The following is a 17,388-nucleotide window of genomic DNA, read 5'->3' as shown; positions in this document are numbered from 1 at the left end:
AAGCGCGCTCCCCCCATCCCCGTCGTCGCCGGCCACCTAGCCGTCCTTGACCCGGGTGAAACGGTGCAGCAGCCAGGCCAGCGGGATGGTGACGACAATCGTCGCGACGAACAGGTACAGCATCGAGCCGGTGTAGACGTGCGCGCGGACGATGTACACCATCGCGAATTCCATCGTGATGAGGTGGATCAAGAAGATCTCGTAGGAGATCTCGCCGAGCCACACCATCGGCCGGCTGGCCAGCAGCCGCGAATACGCACCCTGATTGCCCAGCGCCAGCGGCGCCACCGCCAGCGCGGCGATCACGGCGTAGAACACGGTCTTGAAGATGGCCTGGCTCAGCGTCGCGGGCGAGGTGGTGGGCGCGCCGGCGATGGGTGTCGAGGCGATGAAATAGCAGATGATCGCCAGCGGGATGGCCATGAAGGCATAGCAGTGCACCTTCATCGCCTGCAGCACGGCCAGCGCCATGCCGGCGAGGAACCACGCCAGGTAGGTGGGCAGCCACAGCCGTGCCCCGTCGGGAAACCAGTGATCGGTGTGCACCAGCACCAGCCACCCCGGGCTGATCAGCGTCATCGCTGCCAGGGCGGCCAGCATCGCCCTGGGCTGCCAGCGCCGCCGGGCGATCAGCACCAGCAGCAGGTACGCCAGCAGCGGCAGCACGACGTAGAACGAGGCCTCCACCGCCAGGCTCCACATCTGCGTCAGGCCCTGGTGCAGGTACTTGCCGAGGTAGCCGTTGCAGTAGATCTGCGTCAACGTCAGGTTGCGCACCAGCCCCAGCCACGTGTGCCCGGGGTTCGGGCCGGCCTCGCGGAAGTGGTAGAGCACGTAGGCGAACAGGACGGTGATGAGGTAGGCGGGCATGATGCGCCGAACCCGGTGCCGCGCATAGCGACTCACCGACGGCCACGGCCCCCCGGTGGCCGCCGCTTTCACCCACGGGCGAAACAGCAGGAAGCCCGACAGCACGAAGAAGATCGGCACGCCGATCTCCAGCCGGGAGCCGACGAGGCCCCAGTAGCCGTGGGTGTACTTGCCGGTGGTGTAGGCCGCGTGGGTGCCGACGACGGTGAGCGCCGCGACCGCGCGGATGCCGGTCAGCGACGCCACCCGGTCGACGTGGGAGACCTGCTCGAGTCCGCCCTGGGCGTCCCGTTCCTCGGACAGCGTCATCCGGCGTGTTTCCGGCGTGGTTTGGTCTTGCCGGGTGAGCGGTCCGGCCGCAGGTCGATCAGCACGCCCGAGATGCGGGTCTGCTCAAGCTTCTTCAGCGTCGCCTTGGGCAGTTTGGCCGGCAGCTCCACCAGCGAGAAGTCCGGCCCGATGGCGATGTGGCCGAAATCGCTGCGATGCAGGCCGCCCTCGTTGGCGATGGCGCCGACGATCGCGCCGGGGCCGATCTTGTGCCGCTTGCCCACCGAGATCCGGTAGGTGGCGAAGTTCCTTGGCTGCTTGGGTCTTTCGGGACGTTCCGGGCGCTCCCGGTGTTCGCGTCGTTCGGGCGGCGGTTCGGGCGCCATCAGGAACGCCTCGCCGTCGCGCGACTGCACCGCCAGCGCCGCGGCGATGTCGGCCATCGGGACGTCGTGCTCGCGCTCGTAGTCCTGCACCAGCTTGCGGAACAGGTCGATCCCCGGGCTGGCAAGCGCGTCGGTAATGGAGTCGCCGAACTTCGCGACGCGCTGGGCGTTGACGTCCTCGACGGTGGGCAGCTCGGCCTCGGTGAGCGTTTGCCGCGTCGCCTTTTCGATCGCCTTGAGCAGGTGGCGCTCCCGCGGGGACACGAACAAGACCGCGGTGCCCGATCGCCCGGCGCGGCCGGTGCGCCCGATGCGGTGCACGTAGGACTCGGTGTCGTGCGGGATGTCGTAGTTGAGGACGTGCGAGATGCGTTCGACGTCAAGGCCCCTGGCGGCGACGTCGGTGGCGACCAGGATGTCGATGCCACCGCTCTTGAGCGCCGCGACGGTGCGCTCCCGTTGCGCCTGCGGGATGTCGCCGTTGATGGCGGCCGCGGAAAACCCACGCGCCCGCAGCTTTTCGGCGACCTCCTCGGTGGCTTGCTTGGTGCGCACGAAGACGATCATCGCCTCGAACGGCTCGACCTCGAGGACCCGGGTGAGCGCGTCCATCTTGCGGGGTCCGGCGACCTGAATGTAGCGCTGCGAAATGTTCTCGGCGGTGGCGGTTTTCGCCTTCGCGGTGACCTCGAACGGGTCGTGCAGGTATTCCTTGGTGAGCTTGCGGATCGCCGGCGGCATGGTCGCCGAGAACAGGGCGACCTGCTTGTACTCCGGGGTTTCGGACAGGATGCGCTCGACGTCCTCGGCGAAGCCCATGGTGAGCATCTCGTCGGCCTCGTCGAGCACCAGGTAGTCGACGCGGGACAGGTCCAGGGTGCCGCGTTCCAGGTGGTCGATCACCCGGCCCGGGGTGCCGACCACCACCTGCGCGCCGCGCCGCAGCCCGGCCAGCTGCACGCCGTAGGACGACCCGCCGTAGATCGGCAGCACGTGGATCTGCGGCAGGTGCGCCCCGTAGCGGCTGAACGCCTCGGCCACCTGCAGGGCCAGCTCGCGGGTGGGGGCGAGCACCAGCGCCTGGGTCGCGGTGCTCTTGACGTCGATCTTGGACAGGATCGGGATCGCGAACGCCGCCGTCTTGCCGGTGCCGGTCTGGGCCAGCCCGACGACGTCGGAGCCGGCCATGAGCGGCGGGATCGTCGCCGCCTGGATGGCCGTGGGCGTCTCGTAGCCGACGTCGGCGGTCGCCTTCAGGACCGCAGGGTGAATCTGCAGGTCGGCGAACGTGGGAGAGGCAGCCTCGGGCGGGCTGTCCGGGAGAGTCATCGTGCTAAGAGTCTAGTGGTGATCGCGAGCCCGGCGGAGCCGAGCGCGGCAGGTCGCCGCGGTCCTACCGAATCGCGAGCGCCGGCGAGCGCCCGTGGCACCGAAGCGGGCCCCCGCGCCGCGGCACGCGGGCACGCTTGCCGCACGTGAGCGACGGATAACGGTACGGTTTCGCGATGTGTATTCGCTGACTCATCGCGCGCTGACGGCCCTCGCCGTTGTCGTGTCTTCGGTCCTGACAGCCTGCGGTTCCGGCGATTCCACCGTCGCCAAGACGCCGCAGTCGACGACGACCAGCGAGACCGCGTCGATCACCGCCCCGGCCACCCCGACCCCGGCCGCCGCCCCGCCCGGCGGTAGCCCGGCGCCGGCCGATCCGTGTGCCGTCAACCTCGCCTCGCCCACGATCGCGAAAGTGGTCTCCGAGCTGCCGCGCGACCCCCGCAGTCAGCAGGCCTGGAACCCCGAGCCGTTGGCCGGCAACTACAACGAGTGCGCCCAGCTGTCGGCGGTGATCATCAAGGCCAACACGAACGCCGGCAACCCGTCGACCCGGGCGGTGCTCTTTCACCTCGGCCAGTTCATCCCGCAGGGCGTGCCCGACACCTACGGGTTCAACGGGATCGACGCGGCACAGACAACCGGCGACACCGTCGCGCTGACCTATCCCTCCGGCATCACGGGTCTGAGCACCGACGTGCGGTTCCACTGGGACGGCAACGGCGTCCAGCTGATCGGCAACGCCCCCGGCCGCTGAGCCGACCGGCGGCCTTCGTCAGCTGCCGACGACGAGCGGAAGCGAGATCACCCCGGGCCCGCCGGCGACGACGATCACCCACCGGCCGTCGACGGGCAAGCTCACCTCGACGGGGAAGAAGGCGAAGCCGATTTCGCCGACCGTGGCCTCCGCGGGCATCTGGAAGGCCAGTCGCCGCGGCTCGTCGCCCGTCGGGGGCCAAATCTCGGCGTTGACCCGGCCGTCCGCGTCGTCGGCCTCGGATTGCGTGAGCACGACAAGCAAAAAGCGGGCCAACCGGTCGGGCCCCACCATGAACCGGGACAGCACGCCACCATGCACGTCCAGCTTGTTGTCGACCACCGCGGCCGACTCGGCAAGAAAGGCCCCGGTAACGATCACCCGGTGACGCTACCGCCTGGGTGGGCGGCGGTAGCAGGCACCCCTGCGACCCGTCCACTTTTCCTGCCGCACAGAAGGTTTCGCCGCCGAGCCAGGTCCCGACCCAAAAGTTCGGCCTTTATGTCGGTCCCCTCGCCTAGAGTTGCAGCTGTGTTCGTCACCGGCGACAGGATCGTCTACAGCGCGTCGGATCTCGCGGCGGCCGCCCGCTGCGAGTACGCCCTGCTGCGGGATTTCGACGCCAAACTCGGCTGGGGTCCCCCGGTCAGCGTCGAGGACGAACTGTTCGCGCGAATCGCCTCCCTCGGCACCGAACACGAGCGGCGCCGCCTCGACCGATTCCGCGACGAGTTCGGCGATGGCGTCGCGATCATCGGCCGTCCGGCATACACCGTCGCCGGGCTGGCCGCCGCGGCCGAGGCCACCCGGCGCGCCGTCGCCGGCCGCGCGCCCGTGGTCTATCAGGCCGCGATGTTCGACGGGCGCTTCGTCGGCTTCGCCGACTTCCTGGTGCTCGACGGCGACCGCTACCGGGTCACCGACACCAAGCTGGCGCGCTCGCCCAAGGTCACCGCGTTGCTGCAGCTGGCGGCCTACGCCGACGCGCTCGCCGACTCGGGCGTCGCGGTGGCGCCTGAGGCGGAACTGGAGCTGGGCGACGGCACGGTCGTGCGCTACCGGGTCGGTGACCTCATTCCCGTCTACCGTTCGCAGCGCGCGCATCTACAGCGGCTGCTCGACGAGCATCACGCCGCGGGTGCCCCGGTGCGCTGGGACGACGACGGCGTGGCCGCCTGCTTTCGCTGCCCGCTGTGCACCGAGCAGCTGCGCGCCACCGATGACCTGCTGCTGGTCGCCGGCATGCGAATCACCCAGCGGGACAGGCTGATCGATGCCGGCATCACCACCATCTCCGCGCTGGCCGACCACAGCGGCGCGGTGCCCGACCTGGCGCCCTCGGCGCTCGCCAAGCTGACGGCGCAGGCCAAACTGCAACTGCGCCAGCGCGACACCCAAATCCCGCAATTCGAGATAGTCGACCCGCAGCCGCTGACCCTGCTGCCCGAGCCGGACCCCGGTGACCTGTTCTTCGACTTCGAGGGCGACCCGCTGTGGACGGCCGACGCACACGACTGGGGCCTCGAGTATCTCTTCGGCGTTCTGGACGCCACGGGAAACTTCCAGGCGCTGTGGGCGCACGACCGGGTGGACGAGCGCGCCGCGCTCATCGACTTCCTGGCGATGGTCAAGAAGCGCCGCAAGCGCCGGCCCAACCTGCACATCTACCACTACGCCCCCTACGAAAAGACGGCGCTGCTGCGGCTCGCCGGGCGGTACGGGGTCGGCGAGGACGACGTGGACGAGCTGCTGCGCAGCGGTACCCTCGTCGACCTTTATCCCCTGGTGCGCAAGAGCATTCGGGTGGGCGCGGAGTCGTTCAGCCTCAAGGCGCTCGAGCCGCTCTACATGGGGGCGCAGCTGCGCGCCGGTGACGTCACCACGGCCGCCGAGTCGATCACCTCCTACGCCCGCTACTGCGAGCTGCGCGCCGCGGGCCGGCACGACGACGCCGCGTCCGTGCTCAAGGAGATCGAGGACTACAACCACTACGATTGCCGCTCCACCCGTGAGCTGCGCAACTGGCTGATGCTGCGCGCGTACGAGTCCGGCGTCGTACCGATTGGCGCCCAACCCGTTCCGGAGGGCAACACCGTCGAGGACCGCGACCGGCTGGCGGTGACACTGTCGGCGTTCACCGGCGACGCCGGAGTCGGCGCCCGCTCGCCCGAGCAGACTGCGGTGGCCCTGGTGTCGGCGGCCCGCGGCTACCACCGGCGCGAGGACAAGCCGTTCTGGTGGGCGCATTTCGACCGGCTGAACTTCCCGGTCGAGGAGTGGTCCGACGACACCGACGTCTTCCTGGCCGAGTCGGCGTCGGTCGACGCCGACTGGCACACCCCGCCGCGCGGGCGCAAGCCGCGGCGCCAGGTGCGGCTCCACGGGCAGCTGGCGCGCGGCGACCTGATGAAAAATGTCTTCGCGCTCTACGAGCCGCCGGCCCCGCCGGGCATGACCGACAACCCGGACCGGCGCGCGGCCGGCCGCGCCGAGGTCATCGCGTGCGACGACCCGGCGGTGCCCACGACGGTCACCATTGTGGAGCGAGTCGGCAACGACGGCAACACCTTTCACCAGCTGCCGTTCGCGCTCGCCCCGGGCCCACCGATCCCGACGACGGCGCTGCGGGAGTCGATCGAAACGACCGCCGCCGCGGTGGCGGCCGGGTTGCCACGCCTGCCGCGCAGCGCCGTGGCCGACATCCTGCTGCGCCGCGCGCCCCGGACCCGCAGCGCCGGCCCGCTGCCCCGCAGCGGGGACACGGTCGCCGACATCACCGCCGCGGCCCTCGATCTGGACTTGTCGTACCTGGCGGTGCACGGGCCGCCGGGCACTGGAAAGACGCACACCGCGGCCCGCGTCATCGAACGATTGGTCACCGGCCACGGCTGGCGCGTCGGCGTGGTGGCGCAATCCCACGCCACGGTGGAGAACCTGTTGGACTGCCTGATCGACGCCGGCCTGGACCCGGCGCGGGTTGCGAAGAAGCCCGCGGGCCGCGACGCGCCCCGCTGGCAGGAGATCGAGTCCAACGAGTACACGGCGTTCATCGCCGGCCCCGGTTGCGTGATCGGCGGCACCGCATGGGATTTCGCCAACGCCAGCCGGGTCCCGCCGGGCGCGCTGGACCTGCTGGTGATCGACGAGGCGGGCCAGTTCTGCCTGGCCAACACCATCGCGGTGGCGCCGGCGGCCGCCAACCTGCTGCTGCTCGGCGATCCCCAGCAGCTGCCGCAGGTCAGCCAGGGCACGCATCCGGAACCGGTCGACACGTCGGCGTTGGCCTGGCTGGTGGACGGCGGGCGCACGCTGCCCGACGAGCGCGGCTATTTCCTGGACCGCTCCTACCGCATGCACCCGGCCGTCTGCGCCGCCGTGTCCGCGCTGTCCTACGAGGGCAGGCTGCACTCCCACGAGTGCGCCGCGGCGCGCCACCTCGCCGGCTACCCGCCCGGCGTGCACGTCAGCGCCGTTGCCCACCAAGGCAACTCGACCGAGAGCCCCGAGGAGGCGGACGCGATCGTCGCGCAGATCGGGGAAATCCTCGGCCGGTCGTGGACCGACGAGCACGGCTGCCGGCCGTTGGCCGCCTCCGACGTGATGGTGCTGGCCCCCTACAACGCCCAGGTGACGCTGATCCGCCGGCGGCTGGCTTCCGCGAAGCTCGGCGCCGTCCGGGTCGGCACTGTCGACAAGTTTCAGGGCGGGCAGGCGCCGGTGGTCTTCGTGTCGATGACGGCGTCGTCGGTCGACGTGGTGCCACGCGGAATCTCGTTCCTGCTCAACAGGAACCGGCTCAACGTGGCGGTCAGCCGGGCGCAGTACGCCGCGGTGATCGTCCGCTCGCGGCTGCTCACCGAGTATCTGCCGGGCACCCCCGCGGGCCTGGTCGACCTGGGCGCATTTCTGGCGCTGACGCGCGACTAATCGGCCGACGAGTGCCGGCCGTAGCCGGTGGGGGCCTCGTCCGGATCGGGCCGGTAGCGGTGGCCCGGCGACACCATCGGGCGCGGCGGGTGCCCGCCCTCGACACGAGAACCCTTGTGGGCAAGGCCGATCGGCCCCAGCCGCGGCGCGGGGCCGACGTCCGGCTCGCGAAGCAGAATGAACTCGACGTACTCGTCGTCGTCATAGTCGTCGTCCGCGACGTCGCCCTCGTCGGCCGGATCCCAGGGCGTCACCGGAGAGCGGGCGAACCCAAGCAGGAACAGCGCGGCGATGATGCCGAACAGTGCGATGAACGCGGGCAACAGCACCGACTGCGCCATCGCGGTGGAAAACGGCGCGCGCAGGAACTCGGGCAGCTGCGCGGAGGCGGTGTCGTCGCCGACCGGGCCGGCCCACGGCATCTCGGCGCCGATCCGCCACGTCATGAACGCGGCCATGCCCGCGCTGCCCAGCACCGCGCCGAGCTGGCGCACCGCGTTGTACACGCCCGAGCCCGTCCCGGCCAGGTCGTCGGGCAGGTTGCGCGTGGCGGTGGCCGTCAGCGGCGCCCACACGAACGCGCTCCCGACGCCGATGATCGCGAACGGCAGCAGCAGCCGCCAGATAGGCGTCGACGGGGACATCTCGAACGAAAGCCAGGTCAGCCCGATCGCCATCATCGAAAACCCGAATCCGAGCACCGGGCGCGGGTGGTAGCGGTCGACGATCATGCCCGCGAACGGCGCCAGCACGCCGCCGGTGACCGCCATCGGCGCGATCACCAGGGCCGAGCGCGTCGGCGACAGGCCGCAGCCGGCCTGCAAGAAGAACGGCACCGGCAGCATCATCGCGGTCGTCGCGAACGCGGTGACGGCGACCCCGGCGTTGCAAACGGTGAAGTCGCGGTCGGCGAAGACCTGCAGCGGGATCAGCGGCTCGCGGGAGTTGACGGCCTGCCAGTAGACGAACACCGACATGAACCCGAGGCCGGCAACGATCATCGCCCACACCCAGGGCTGCCAGTGGCCGGCCTGCCCCTCCTGCAGGCCGAACACGATCAAGAACATGCCCAGCGCGGACAGCCCGACACCGACCAGGTCGAACCGGTGCGCCTGGGTGGGCAGCACGGGAATTCCCCACACGGCCAACGCCAGCCCGACGACGCCGATGGGGACGTTGACGAAGAAGATCCATTGCCAGCCCAACCCGTCGACCAGCGCGCCGCCGGCCAGCGGGCCGACCAGGGTGGCCACGCCGGCGGTGGAGCCCCACAGGCTCACCGCCACCCCGCGCCGCTCGGGCGGAAAGATCCTGGTGATCGTCGACAGGGTCTGCGGGGTGAGCACCCCGGCCCCCACGCCCTGGACCACCCGGGCCGCGATAAGCATGGCGGCGCTGCCCGACAACCCGCACCACATCGATGCGGCGGTGAAGACCGCCAGCCCGATCAGGTAGAGGTTCTTGGTGCCGAACCGGTCGCCGAGCCGGCCGGCCACCAGCAGCACGACGCCGTATCCCAACAGGTAGGCGCTGGTCACCCAGACCACGGTGGCGTAGCCGGTGTGCAGGTCGGACTTGATGGTCGGGTTGGCGATCACGACGATGGTCGAGTCGACCATGATCATGAAGAAGCCGACCATCATCGCCCAGAGCGCGTTCCAGGGATTCCCGGCGCCGCGCGCATTCGAAGCCATCGCGGAGTTCCACCGCGTCATGAAGTCGGCGCGACTCGACGTCGCCCTGGTCATGTGGCCTCCCCCTGGAAACGAACGGCCCGAAACCTCACCCTGCCCGCATTATCCCGATGCGGCAATCGACTAACACCTCGGGCATCGCGACCGACCTACGTATTGGCAAAGCCGGGTTAGCCTGGAAAGGACGCTATGCGGCGGGGAAAGGCCAGGAGAGGCAGTATGCGAGCCCGACGGAACAGAGCTTCACATATGTCCAAGCTGGACCAGACGCCGGACGACGGGGGTCGGCCCAAGGCATCGGCGCGCGCATTGGCGCAGGTCATCGAGCGCAGCACGCGCATCCACGGCCCCGCGGCGGAGGCCTACGTCACGCGGCTGCGGCGGGCGCACCCGGGAGCCAGCCCGGCCGAGATCGACGCCAAGCTGGAAAAGCGCTACCTGGCCGCGCTGACGGCCAGCGGGGCCGCGGTCGGGTCGGCAGCGACGTTCCCCGGGGTCGGCACGCTGACGGCGGTGTCCGCGGGCGCCGGGGAGACCGTGTTCTTCGTCGAGGCCACCGCCCTGTTCGTGCTGGCGAAGGCCGCGGTGTACAACATCCCGGCCGACCACCGCGAACGACGCCGCGCGCTGGTGCTGGCCGTCCTGGTCGGGGACGACAGCCGTCGCGCGATCGGCGAGTTGATCGGCCCGGGCCGCACCCAGGGTGGCTGGCTGGCCGAGGGCATGGCGTCGGTGCCATTGCCGACGCTGGGCCGGTTGAACACGCGGATGCTCAAGTACTTCGTCAAGCGGTACACGGTGCGCAAGGGTGCGCTGATGTTCGGCAAGGCGCTGCCGGTGGGCATCGGGGCGGTGATCGGCGGCGCCGGCAACCGGATGGTCGGCAAAAAGATCGTCAGCAACGCCCGCCACGCGTTCGGGTCCCCGCCCGCCCGTTGGCCGAGCACGCTGCGGCTGTTGCCCCCGGTCCACGAGGCGGGGTGACCGGGCGCCGCGGTTATCCGCAGCGCCGGGCCACCCCGACTCTTCTAGTAACGGGTGTTAGGGGTTGCCGGTCCAGTCCGGGTACGTCCCGGGGCGGCCCTCGGCGCCGCTGACAATCCCGCCGAAGGACAGGCCGCCTTGGCCACCGTTGCCGACGGTGCCGCCGGCGCCGCCGGAGTTGTTCTGGCCGATGCCGACGCCGCCTGCGCCTCCGGCCACACCATCGTCGCCGGGTAAACCGTCGCCGGTCAGTCCGAGGTCCGGGATGTTGGAGGCGCCGCCGCCGCCACCACCACCCGTGCCGGTGCCGGTGGCGCCGCCTGGGTCACCGGCGCCGCCCGGGCCGCCGTTGGTCGTGGTGGTGATTGCGTTGCCAGCGAAGGACGTTGCCTGCCCGCCGGCGCCGCCGTTACCGGCGGTTCCGCTCGCGGATGCGGCCCCACCGCCGCCGCCACCGCCGCCGCCTGCGGCGTTACCGGCCGCCACGGTACCGCCCGCGCCGCCACCGCCACCGCCGCCGCCTGCGCCGCCGGTAGTGCCGGAGGCGAGGTCACCGGAACCGCCGGTGCCGCCGAAGCCGCCGGAACCGATTGCCAGGTCGTTGCCGCCGGAGGTGCTGAGGGCTTCGCTGCCGGTGCCGCCGGTGCCGCCGGTGCCGCCGGTGCCACCGGTGCCGCCGCTGCCCACGCCGGTGCCGGCGTCGCCGCCGGACCCGCCGATACCGCCGCCGCCACCGCCGCCGCCGGTGATCAAGTTGCCGACGTCACTCGAGTTGAAGCCGCCGGTGCCGCCGGCACCACCGGTGCCACCGCCGCCGCCGGTGCCGTTGGTCCCGCCGTTAGGCGTGCCACCGCCGGCGCCGCCGGAGCCGCCTGGTCCACCGTTGCCGCCGAAGCCGCCGTAGCTCCCTCCGTAACCGGGGCTGGTGCCGCCGGTACCGCCGATACCGCCGGTGCCGCCGGTGCCGCCGGTGCCGCCGGTGCCGGTCGCGCCGCCGGCGTCGCCGCCGGCGCCGCCCTTGCCACCGCCGCCGCCGCTGCCGCCGGAAGGCGAGTCAACGCCGCTGGGCCGCGACGGGTCGGCTTGCGCAGCGCCCGGGCCGCCCTGGCCGCCGTGGCCGCCGTCGCCGCCGTTGCCGCCGGTGCCGCCATTGCCATCGGTCCCGCCGGTGCCGCCGGCGCCGACCGCCCCGCCGGCGCCCGCGGCGCCGCCGTCGCCGCCCTTGCCGCCGATGCCGCCGTGGTCGAGGTCGTTACCCGTCGCGGTCATGTCAGCGCCGGTACCGCCGTTGCCACCCTGACCGCCGGCGCCGCCCTGGCCGCCAGAACCGTTGGTCCCGCCGGCTGCGCTGTTGCCGCCGTGACCGCCCGCACCGCCGGCCCCGCCGCCGAAGCCGTCACTACCCAGGCCGCCGTTGACGCCCTCCGCGCCGGCCGTCCCGACATCCCCGTCGCCACCGGCGCCGCCCTGGCCGCCGTTACCGCCGGTGCCCACGTGGCCCGCGGTGCCCGCGGCACCCGCACCGGTGCCGGCCGCCCCGGCGCCACCCGCGGCGCCGCCGGTACCGCCGTCGCCGCCTTTGCCGCCGGCCACGCCGGAGCCCACACCGCTGGCACCCTCACCACCGTTGCCGCCCAGGCCGCCATGCCCGCCGACGCCACCGCTGCCGTTGGTGCCGCCGACACCCGCGCTGCCGCCGGTGCCGCCCGCACCGCCGGCCCCACCGGCGAAGCCCTGACTGCCCTGGCCGTTGCTGACGCCCACCGTGCCGATCGCGCCGGCATCACCCTCGCCGCCGTTACCGCCCAAACCGCCTTGGCCGCCGGTGCCCGCGTGGCCCGCCGCGCCGGCGTTCCCGAACATCAAGCCGTGGTTGGCGCCACCGGCGCCACCGGCCCCGGCGCTACCGCCGGTCCCGCCGGTACCACCATCGCCGCCGGCCACGCCGGAGCCCACACCGCTCGCCCCGGCCCCGCCAGTGCCGCCCATGCCGCCCTGACCGCCGACTCCGCCGGCCCCGCCGGTTCCACCGAATAGCGCCTGGTTGGCCCCACCGGCTCCGCCGGCCCCGCCTGCCCCGCCGGTCAGGCCCTGAACGCCGTGGCCGTTGTTGACGCCCACCGCGCCGGTCGGCCCGACAGCGCCCTGGCCACCCATGCCGCCTATACCGCCGGCCCCGCCGTTGCCGCCGCCGAGAAGCCCATTGGCCCCGCCTGCCCCACCGTTGCCACCGGTTCCGCCGGCGCCGGTCGCGTTGCCGCCGGCACCGCCGGCACCGCCGTGGCCCCACAGCCCCGCCGACCCGCCGGCACCGCCATTGCCACCGTTGGGGCCGTTTGCGCCCGACCCGCCGTTGCCGCCGTTGCCGAACAGCCACCCGCCGGCGCCACCGGCCTGCCCGGTGCCGGGCGCGCCGTTGGCGCCGTCACCGAACAACGGGCGTCCGGTGAGGTCCTTCACCGGCGAGAACGGGTTCGCCGCGAGGGCCTGCAGATCCTGCTGCAACGTCCCCAGCGGTGAGGAGTTAGCGGCCTCGGCAGCCGCATACGCGATCCCCCCCGAAGACAACAACTGGACGAACTGGGCATGAAAGGCCGCCGACTGCGCGCTCAGCGCCTGGAACTCCTGCCCGAAACTGCCGAACAGCTGCGTCAGCGCCGCGGACACCTCGTCGAGGGCTGCGGGGGCGATCCCCGTCGTCGACGGCGCCGCCACCGCGGCCGCTTCCCTGAGCGCCTCCCCGATCGCGCTCAAGTCGGTGGACGCACTGGCGAAGGCCGCAGGTGTTGCGACTAGGTAAGACGACATCTCACACTCCCGTCGAGGAACTACTGATGAGGTGTTTTGGTTCGAAACCGTACCATACGCATGTTTAGATCGAAATCAAACGACTTTAGGTATTTTCATATAGAGGGCATCGCTCGGCCCGGCCCGCGCGCAGGCCGGCCGGCTGAGGGCATGGAATCCCTGCGCGGCGACACGATGATGATCGGCAAGGCGCGGCGGGCCGCGTCGCCGTGCTCGGCCCACCACGCGCGTCGCGCCCGGCCGTGGGCCGAGCACCCTGCGGCTGTTGCCCCCGGTCCACGAGGCCGGCTAGCGGTTCGCCCACCGGTCGCACTCGCGGATCGCCGGCAAAAGGTTAGCCTTTATTGGGGCGGCAACGTCCTGATGACCGGCGCGGGTGTGAGGTGCCCCACCATCGGGGCGCGGGAGAGGCGCAGGCGCGCGGAAAGCGCTTGCAGAGCAAAAGAATTGAGGCGAACAGCGGCCGTGAGCAACATTTCGCCATTCGGGCAAAACGAATGGCTGGTCGAGGAGATGTACCGCAAGTTCCGCGACGACCCCTCTTCGGTCGACCCGAGCTGGCACGAATTCCTGGTCGACTACAACCCCGAGCCCACCACCGACGCCAGTGACGGGCAGGCGATGGAAGCAAAGGCCCCCGCCCCGGACGCCAGGCCCGCCCCGGACGCCAGGCCCGTCCCGGACGCCAAGCCCGCCGCGCCCGCGGCCCCGCCGCCGCCCAAGCCCACCGGCGGCAACGGCGCCGCGGCGCCGGCCCCAGCGGCCCCGGCACCCCCCACACCCCCGGCCGCCCCGGCGGCGCCCACGCGGGCCGCGGCCCCCCCACCGGCCGACGGCGACGAGCTGCAGGTGTTGCGGGGCGCGGCCGCGGCCGTCGTCAAGAACATGTCCGCGTCGCTGGACGTGCCGACGGCGACCAGCGTCCGGGCGATTCCCGCCAAGCTGATGATCGACAACCGCATCGTCATCAACAACCAGCTCAAGCGCACCCGCGGCGGCAAGATCTCCTTCACCCACCTCCTGGGCTACGCGCTGGTGCAGGCGCTCAAGCAGTTCCCGAACATGAACCGGCACTACGCCGAGGTCGACGGCAAGCCCACGGCCGTCACCCCGGCCCACACCAACCTTGGCCTGGCCATCGACCTGCAGGGCAAGGACGGCAAGCGCTCCCTGGTGGTGGCCGGCATCAAGCGCTGCGAGACCATGCGTTTCGCGGAATTCGTCTCCGCCTACGAGGACATCGTCCGCCGCGCCCGCGACGGCAAGCTGACCGCCGAAGACTTTGCGGGCGTGACGATTTCGCTGACCAACCCCGGCACCATCGGCACCGTGCACTCGGTGCCCCGGCTGATGGCCGGCCAGGGCGCGATCATCGGTGTCGGCGCCATGGAGTACCCCGCCGAGTTCCAGGGGGCCAGCGAGGAGCGCATCGCCGAGCTGGGCATCGGGAAGCTGATCACGCTGACGTCGACGTATGACCACCGCATCATCCAGGGCGCGGAGTCCGGCGATTTCCTGCGCGTCATCCACGAGATGCTGCTCTCGGACGCCTTCTGGGACGAGATCTTCCGCGAGCTGGGCAACCCGTACCTGCCGGTGCGCTGGAGCACCGACAACCCGGACTCGATCGTCGACAAGAACGCCCGGGTGATGGAGCTCATCGCGGCCTACCGCAACCGTGGGCACCTGATGGCCGACATCGACCCGCTGCGGCTGGACGGCAGCCGCTTCCGCAGCCACCCCGACCTGGAGATTCTCAACCACGGCCTGACGCTGTGGGACCTCGACCGCGTGTTCAAGGTCAACGGCTTCGCCGGTTGCGAGTACAAGAAGCTGCGCGACGTGCTCGGCCTGCTGCGCGACGCCTACTGCCGCCACATCGGCGTGGAGTACACCCACATCCTCGAACCCGAACAACAGGCGTGGTTGCAGGAGCGGGTGGAGACCAAGCACGTCAAACCCACTGTGGCCGAACAGAAGTTCATCCTGAGCAAGCTGAACGCCGCCGAGGCCTTCGAGACGTTTCTGCAAACCAAATACGTTGGGCAGAAACGCTTCTCGCTGGAGGGCGCCGAGAGCGTGATCCCGATGATGGACGCGGCCATCGACCAGTGCGCCGAGTACGGCCTCGACGAGGTGGTCATCGGGATGCCGCACCGCGGCCGGCTCAACGTGCTGGCCAACATCGTCGGCAAGCCCTACTCGCAGATCTTCTCCGAGTTCGAGGGCAACCTCAACCCGTCGCAGGCGCACGGCTCGGGTGACGTGAAATACCACCTCGGCGCGACCGGCGTGTACCTACAGATGTTCGGCGACAACGACATTCAGGTCTCGCTGACCGCCAACCCGTCGCACCTGGAGGCGGTGGACCCGGTGCTGGAGGGCCTGGTGCGGGCCAAGCAGGACCTGCTGGACCGCGGTTCCCAGGACGACGGTGACGACAAGGCCTTCTCCGTGGTGCCGATGATGCTGCACGGCGACGCCGCGTTCGCCGGCCAGGGGGTGGTGGCCGAGACGCTGAACCTGGCGAACCTGCCCGGCTATCGCGTCGGCGGCACCATTCACATCATCGTCAACAACCAGATCGGCTTCACCACCGCGCCGGAGTACTCGCGGTCCAGCGAGTACTGCACCGACGTGGCGAAGATGGTGGGGGCGCCGATCTTTCACGTCAACGGCGACGACCCGGAGGCCTGCGCGTGGGTGGCGAAGCTGGCCGTCGACTTCCGGCAGCGGTTCCACAAGGACGTCGTCATCGACATGCTGTGCTACCGGCGTCGCGGCCACAACGAGGGCGACGACCCGTCGATGACCAACCCCTACATGTACGACGTCGTCGACACCAAGCGCGGGGCCCGCAAGAGCTACACCGAGGCGCTGATCGGCCGCGGCGACATCTCGCTCAAGGAGGCCGAGGACGCGCTGCGCGACTACCAGGGCCAGCTGGAGCGGGTGTTCAACGAGGTCCGCGACCTGGAGAAGCACGGGGTGCAGCCCAGTGCGTCGGTCGAGGCGGACCAGCCCGTGCCCGCGGGGCTGGCCACGGCGGTGGACAAGTCGCTGCTGGCCCGCATCGGCGACGCGTTCCTGGCGGTGCCCGACGGGTTCACCGCGCACCCACGCGTGCAGCCGGTGCTGGAAAAGCGCCGGGAAATGGCCTACGAGGGCAAGATCGACTGGGCGTTCGGCGAGCTGCTCGCGCTGGGTTCGCTGGTGTCCGAGGGCAAGCTGGTGCGGCTGTCCGGGCAGGACACCCGGCGCGGCACCTTCTCCCAGCGGCATTCGGTGATCATCGACCGCCACACCGGCGAGGAGTTCACGCCGCTGCAGCTGCTGGCGACGAACCTCGATGGCACCCCCACCGGGGGCAAGTTCCTGGTGTACGACTCGCCGCTGTCGGAGTACGCGGCCGTCGGCTTCGAGTACGGCTACACCGTGGGCAACCCGGACGCGCTCGTGTTGTGGGAGGCGCAGTTCGGGGACTTCGTCAACGGAGCGCAGTCGATCATCGACGAGTTCATCAGCTCCGGTGAGGCCAAGTGGGGCCAGCTGTCCAACGTGGTGCTGCTGCTGCCGCACGGCCACGAGGGGCAGGGCCCCGACCACACCTCGGCCCGCATCGAACGCTTCCTGCAGCTGTGGGCGGAGGGTTCGATGACCATCGCGATGCCCTCGACGCCGTCCAACTACTTCCACCTGCTGCGCCGCCACGCCCTCGACGGCATCCAGCGGCCGCTGATCGTGTTCACGCCGAAGTCCATGCTGCGCAACAAGGCCGCCGTCAGCGACATCAAGGACTTCACCGAGATCAAGTTCCGCTCGGTGCTGGAGGAACCCACCTACGAGGACGGCGTCGGCGACCGCAGCAAGGTCAGGCGGATCCTGCTGACCAGCGGCAAGATCTACTACGAGCTGGCGGCCCGCAAGGCCAAGGACAACCGCGACGACGTCGCGATCGTGCGCATCGAGCAGCTCGCCCCGCTGCCCAAGCGCCGGCTGGGCGAGACGCTGGACCGCTACCCGGCCGCCGACGAGTTCTTCTGGGTGCAGGAGGAGCCGGCCAACCAGGGCGCGTGGCCACGGTTCGGCCTGGAGCTGCCAGAACTGTTGCCGGACAAGCTGACCGGGCTCAAGCGCATCTCGCGCCGCGCGATGTCGGCCCCGTCGTCGGGGTCGTCGAAGGTGCACGCCGTCGAGCAGCAGGAGATCCTGGACACGGCGTTCCGCTGAGCCGCCGAACGTCGACCAGTTGTCGCCGAAAGACGCGTTCTCGCACCACAACTCGACGCTGGGCGCGACGTCAGGTGTGCGTCGCGCCGTTGTTGCCGGTGGCGCCGGCGGAGGCGGCGGAGCGGGCGGCGAC

9 protein-coding genes are annotated in these 17,388 nt (G+C 71.1%); 4 read left to right on the top strand and 5 right to left on the bottom strand.

Translation table 11 applies throughout. From position 1 onward, the window contains the following. Window positions 1-36: 36 nt before the first annotated feature. A complete protein-coding gene (locus AWB89_RS11235; RefSeq protein ID WP_085173611.1) occupies window positions 37-1,179 on the bottom strand; it encodes an acyltransferase family protein in 1,143 nt (380 codons plus the stop codon). Beyond that, the gene (locus AWB89_RS11230) at window positions 1,176-2,855 is read right to left on the bottom strand and encodes a DEAD/DEAH box helicase (protein WP_085173609.1); all 1,680 of its coding nucleotides are present in this window, start codon (window positions 2,853-2,855) and stop codon (window positions 1,176-1,178) included. The genes AWB89_RS11235 and AWB89_RS11230 overlap by 4 nt, the downstream gene beginning before the upstream one ends. Window positions 2,856-3,033: 178 nt before the next feature. Here AWB89_RS11230 and AWB89_RS11225 point away from each other — a divergent pair, with 178 nt between their 5' ends. Then, the gene (locus tag AWB89_RS11225; RefSeq protein ID WP_085104251.1) at window positions 3,034-3,612 is read left to right on the top strand and encodes an LppP/LprE family lipoprotein; all 579 of its coding nucleotides are present in this window, start codon (window positions 3,034-3,036) and stop codon (window positions 3,610-3,612) included. A gap of 18 nt (window positions 3,613-3,630) precedes the next feature. Here the strand turns inward: AWB89_RS11225 and AWB89_RS11220 are convergent, their stop codons facing one another. After that, window positions 3,631-3,993: a hypothetical protein gene (locus AWB89_RS11220; protein ID WP_085173607.1), complete on the bottom strand. Its 363-nt coding sequence runs from the start codon at window positions 3,991-3,993 to the stop codon at window positions 3,631-3,633. A gap of 150 nt (window positions 3,994-4,143) precedes the next feature. On the opposite strand from AWB89_RS11220, the gene AWB89_RS11215 reads away from it, so the two are divergent. Further along, the gene (locus AWB89_RS11215; RefSeq protein WP_085173605.1) at window positions 4,144-7,539 is read left to right on the top strand and encodes a TM0106 family RecB-like putative nuclease; all 3,396 of its coding nucleotides are present in this window, start codon (window positions 4,144-4,146) and stop codon (window positions 7,537-7,539) included. Here AWB89_RS11215 and AWB89_RS11210 read toward each other — a convergent pair. After that, entirely contained in the window at window positions 7,536-9,254 is a 1,719-nt protein-coding gene (locus AWB89_RS11210) for an MFS transporter (protein WP_085173659.1), read from the bottom strand. The genes AWB89_RS11215 and AWB89_RS11210 overlap by 4 nt on opposite strands. A gap of 198 nt (window positions 9,255-9,452) precedes the next feature. Between AWB89_RS11210 and AWB89_RS11205 the strand changes: the two genes are divergently transcribed. After that, the gene (locus AWB89_RS11205; RefSeq protein WP_241520469.1) at window positions 9,453-10,217 is read left to right on the top strand and encodes a hypothetical protein; all 765 of its coding nucleotides are present in this window, start codon (window positions 9,453-9,455) and stop codon (window positions 10,215-10,217) included. Window positions 10,218-10,274: 57 nt separating this feature from the next. On the opposite strand, the gene AWB89_RS11200 is transcribed toward AWB89_RS11205, so the two are convergent. Next, on the bottom strand, window positions 10,275-13,025 hold the full coding sequence (locus AWB89_RS11200) for a PE family protein (RefSeq protein ID WP_085173601.1): 2,751 nt from the start codon (window positions 13,023-13,025) through the stop codon (window positions 10,275-10,277). 465 nt (window positions 13,026-13,490) lie between these two features. Between AWB89_RS11200 and AWB89_RS11195 the strand changes: the two genes are divergently transcribed. Next, entirely contained in the window at window positions 13,491-17,255 is a 3,765-nt protein-coding gene (locus AWB89_RS11195) for a multifunctional oxoglutarate decarboxylase/oxoglutarate dehydrogenase thiamine pyrophosphate-binding subunit/dihydrolipoyllysine-residue succinyltransferase subunit (protein WP_085173599.1), read from the top strand. The last annotated feature ends 133 nt before the right edge of the window (window positions 17,256-17,388 follow it).

The sequence above is a fragment of the Mycobacterium paraense genome (assembly GCF_002101815.1).
Classification (GTDB): domain Bacteria; phylum Actinomycetota; class Actinomycetes; order Mycobacteriales; family Mycobacteriaceae; genus Mycobacterium; species Mycobacterium paraense.
The sequence above is the reverse complement of the archived record's forward strand: the minus strand, read 5'-3'. Positions and strand labels throughout refer to the sequence as shown.

Coding starts and splice junctions, on each gene's coding strand:
- AWB89_RS11235 (WP_085173611.1), bottom strand. CDS start 1,179: ATGACGCTGTCCGAGGAACGGGACGCCCAGGGCGGACTCGAGCAGGTC.
- AWB89_RS11230 (WP_085173609.1), bottom strand. CDS start 2,855: ATGACTCTCCCGGACAGCCCGCCCGAGGCTGCCTCTCCCACGTTCGCC.
- AWB89_RS11210 (WP_085173659.1), bottom strand. CDS start 9,254: ATGACGCGGTGGAACTCCGCGATGGCTTCGAATGCGCGCGGCGCCGGG.
- AWB89_RS11205 (WP_241520469.1), top strand. CDS start 9,453: ATGCGAGCCCGACGGAACAGAGCTTCACATATGTCCAAGCTGGACCAG.
- AWB89_RS11200 (WP_085173601.1), bottom strand. CDS start 13,025: ATGTCGTCTTACCTAGTCGCAACACCTGCGGCCTTCGCCAGTGCGTCC.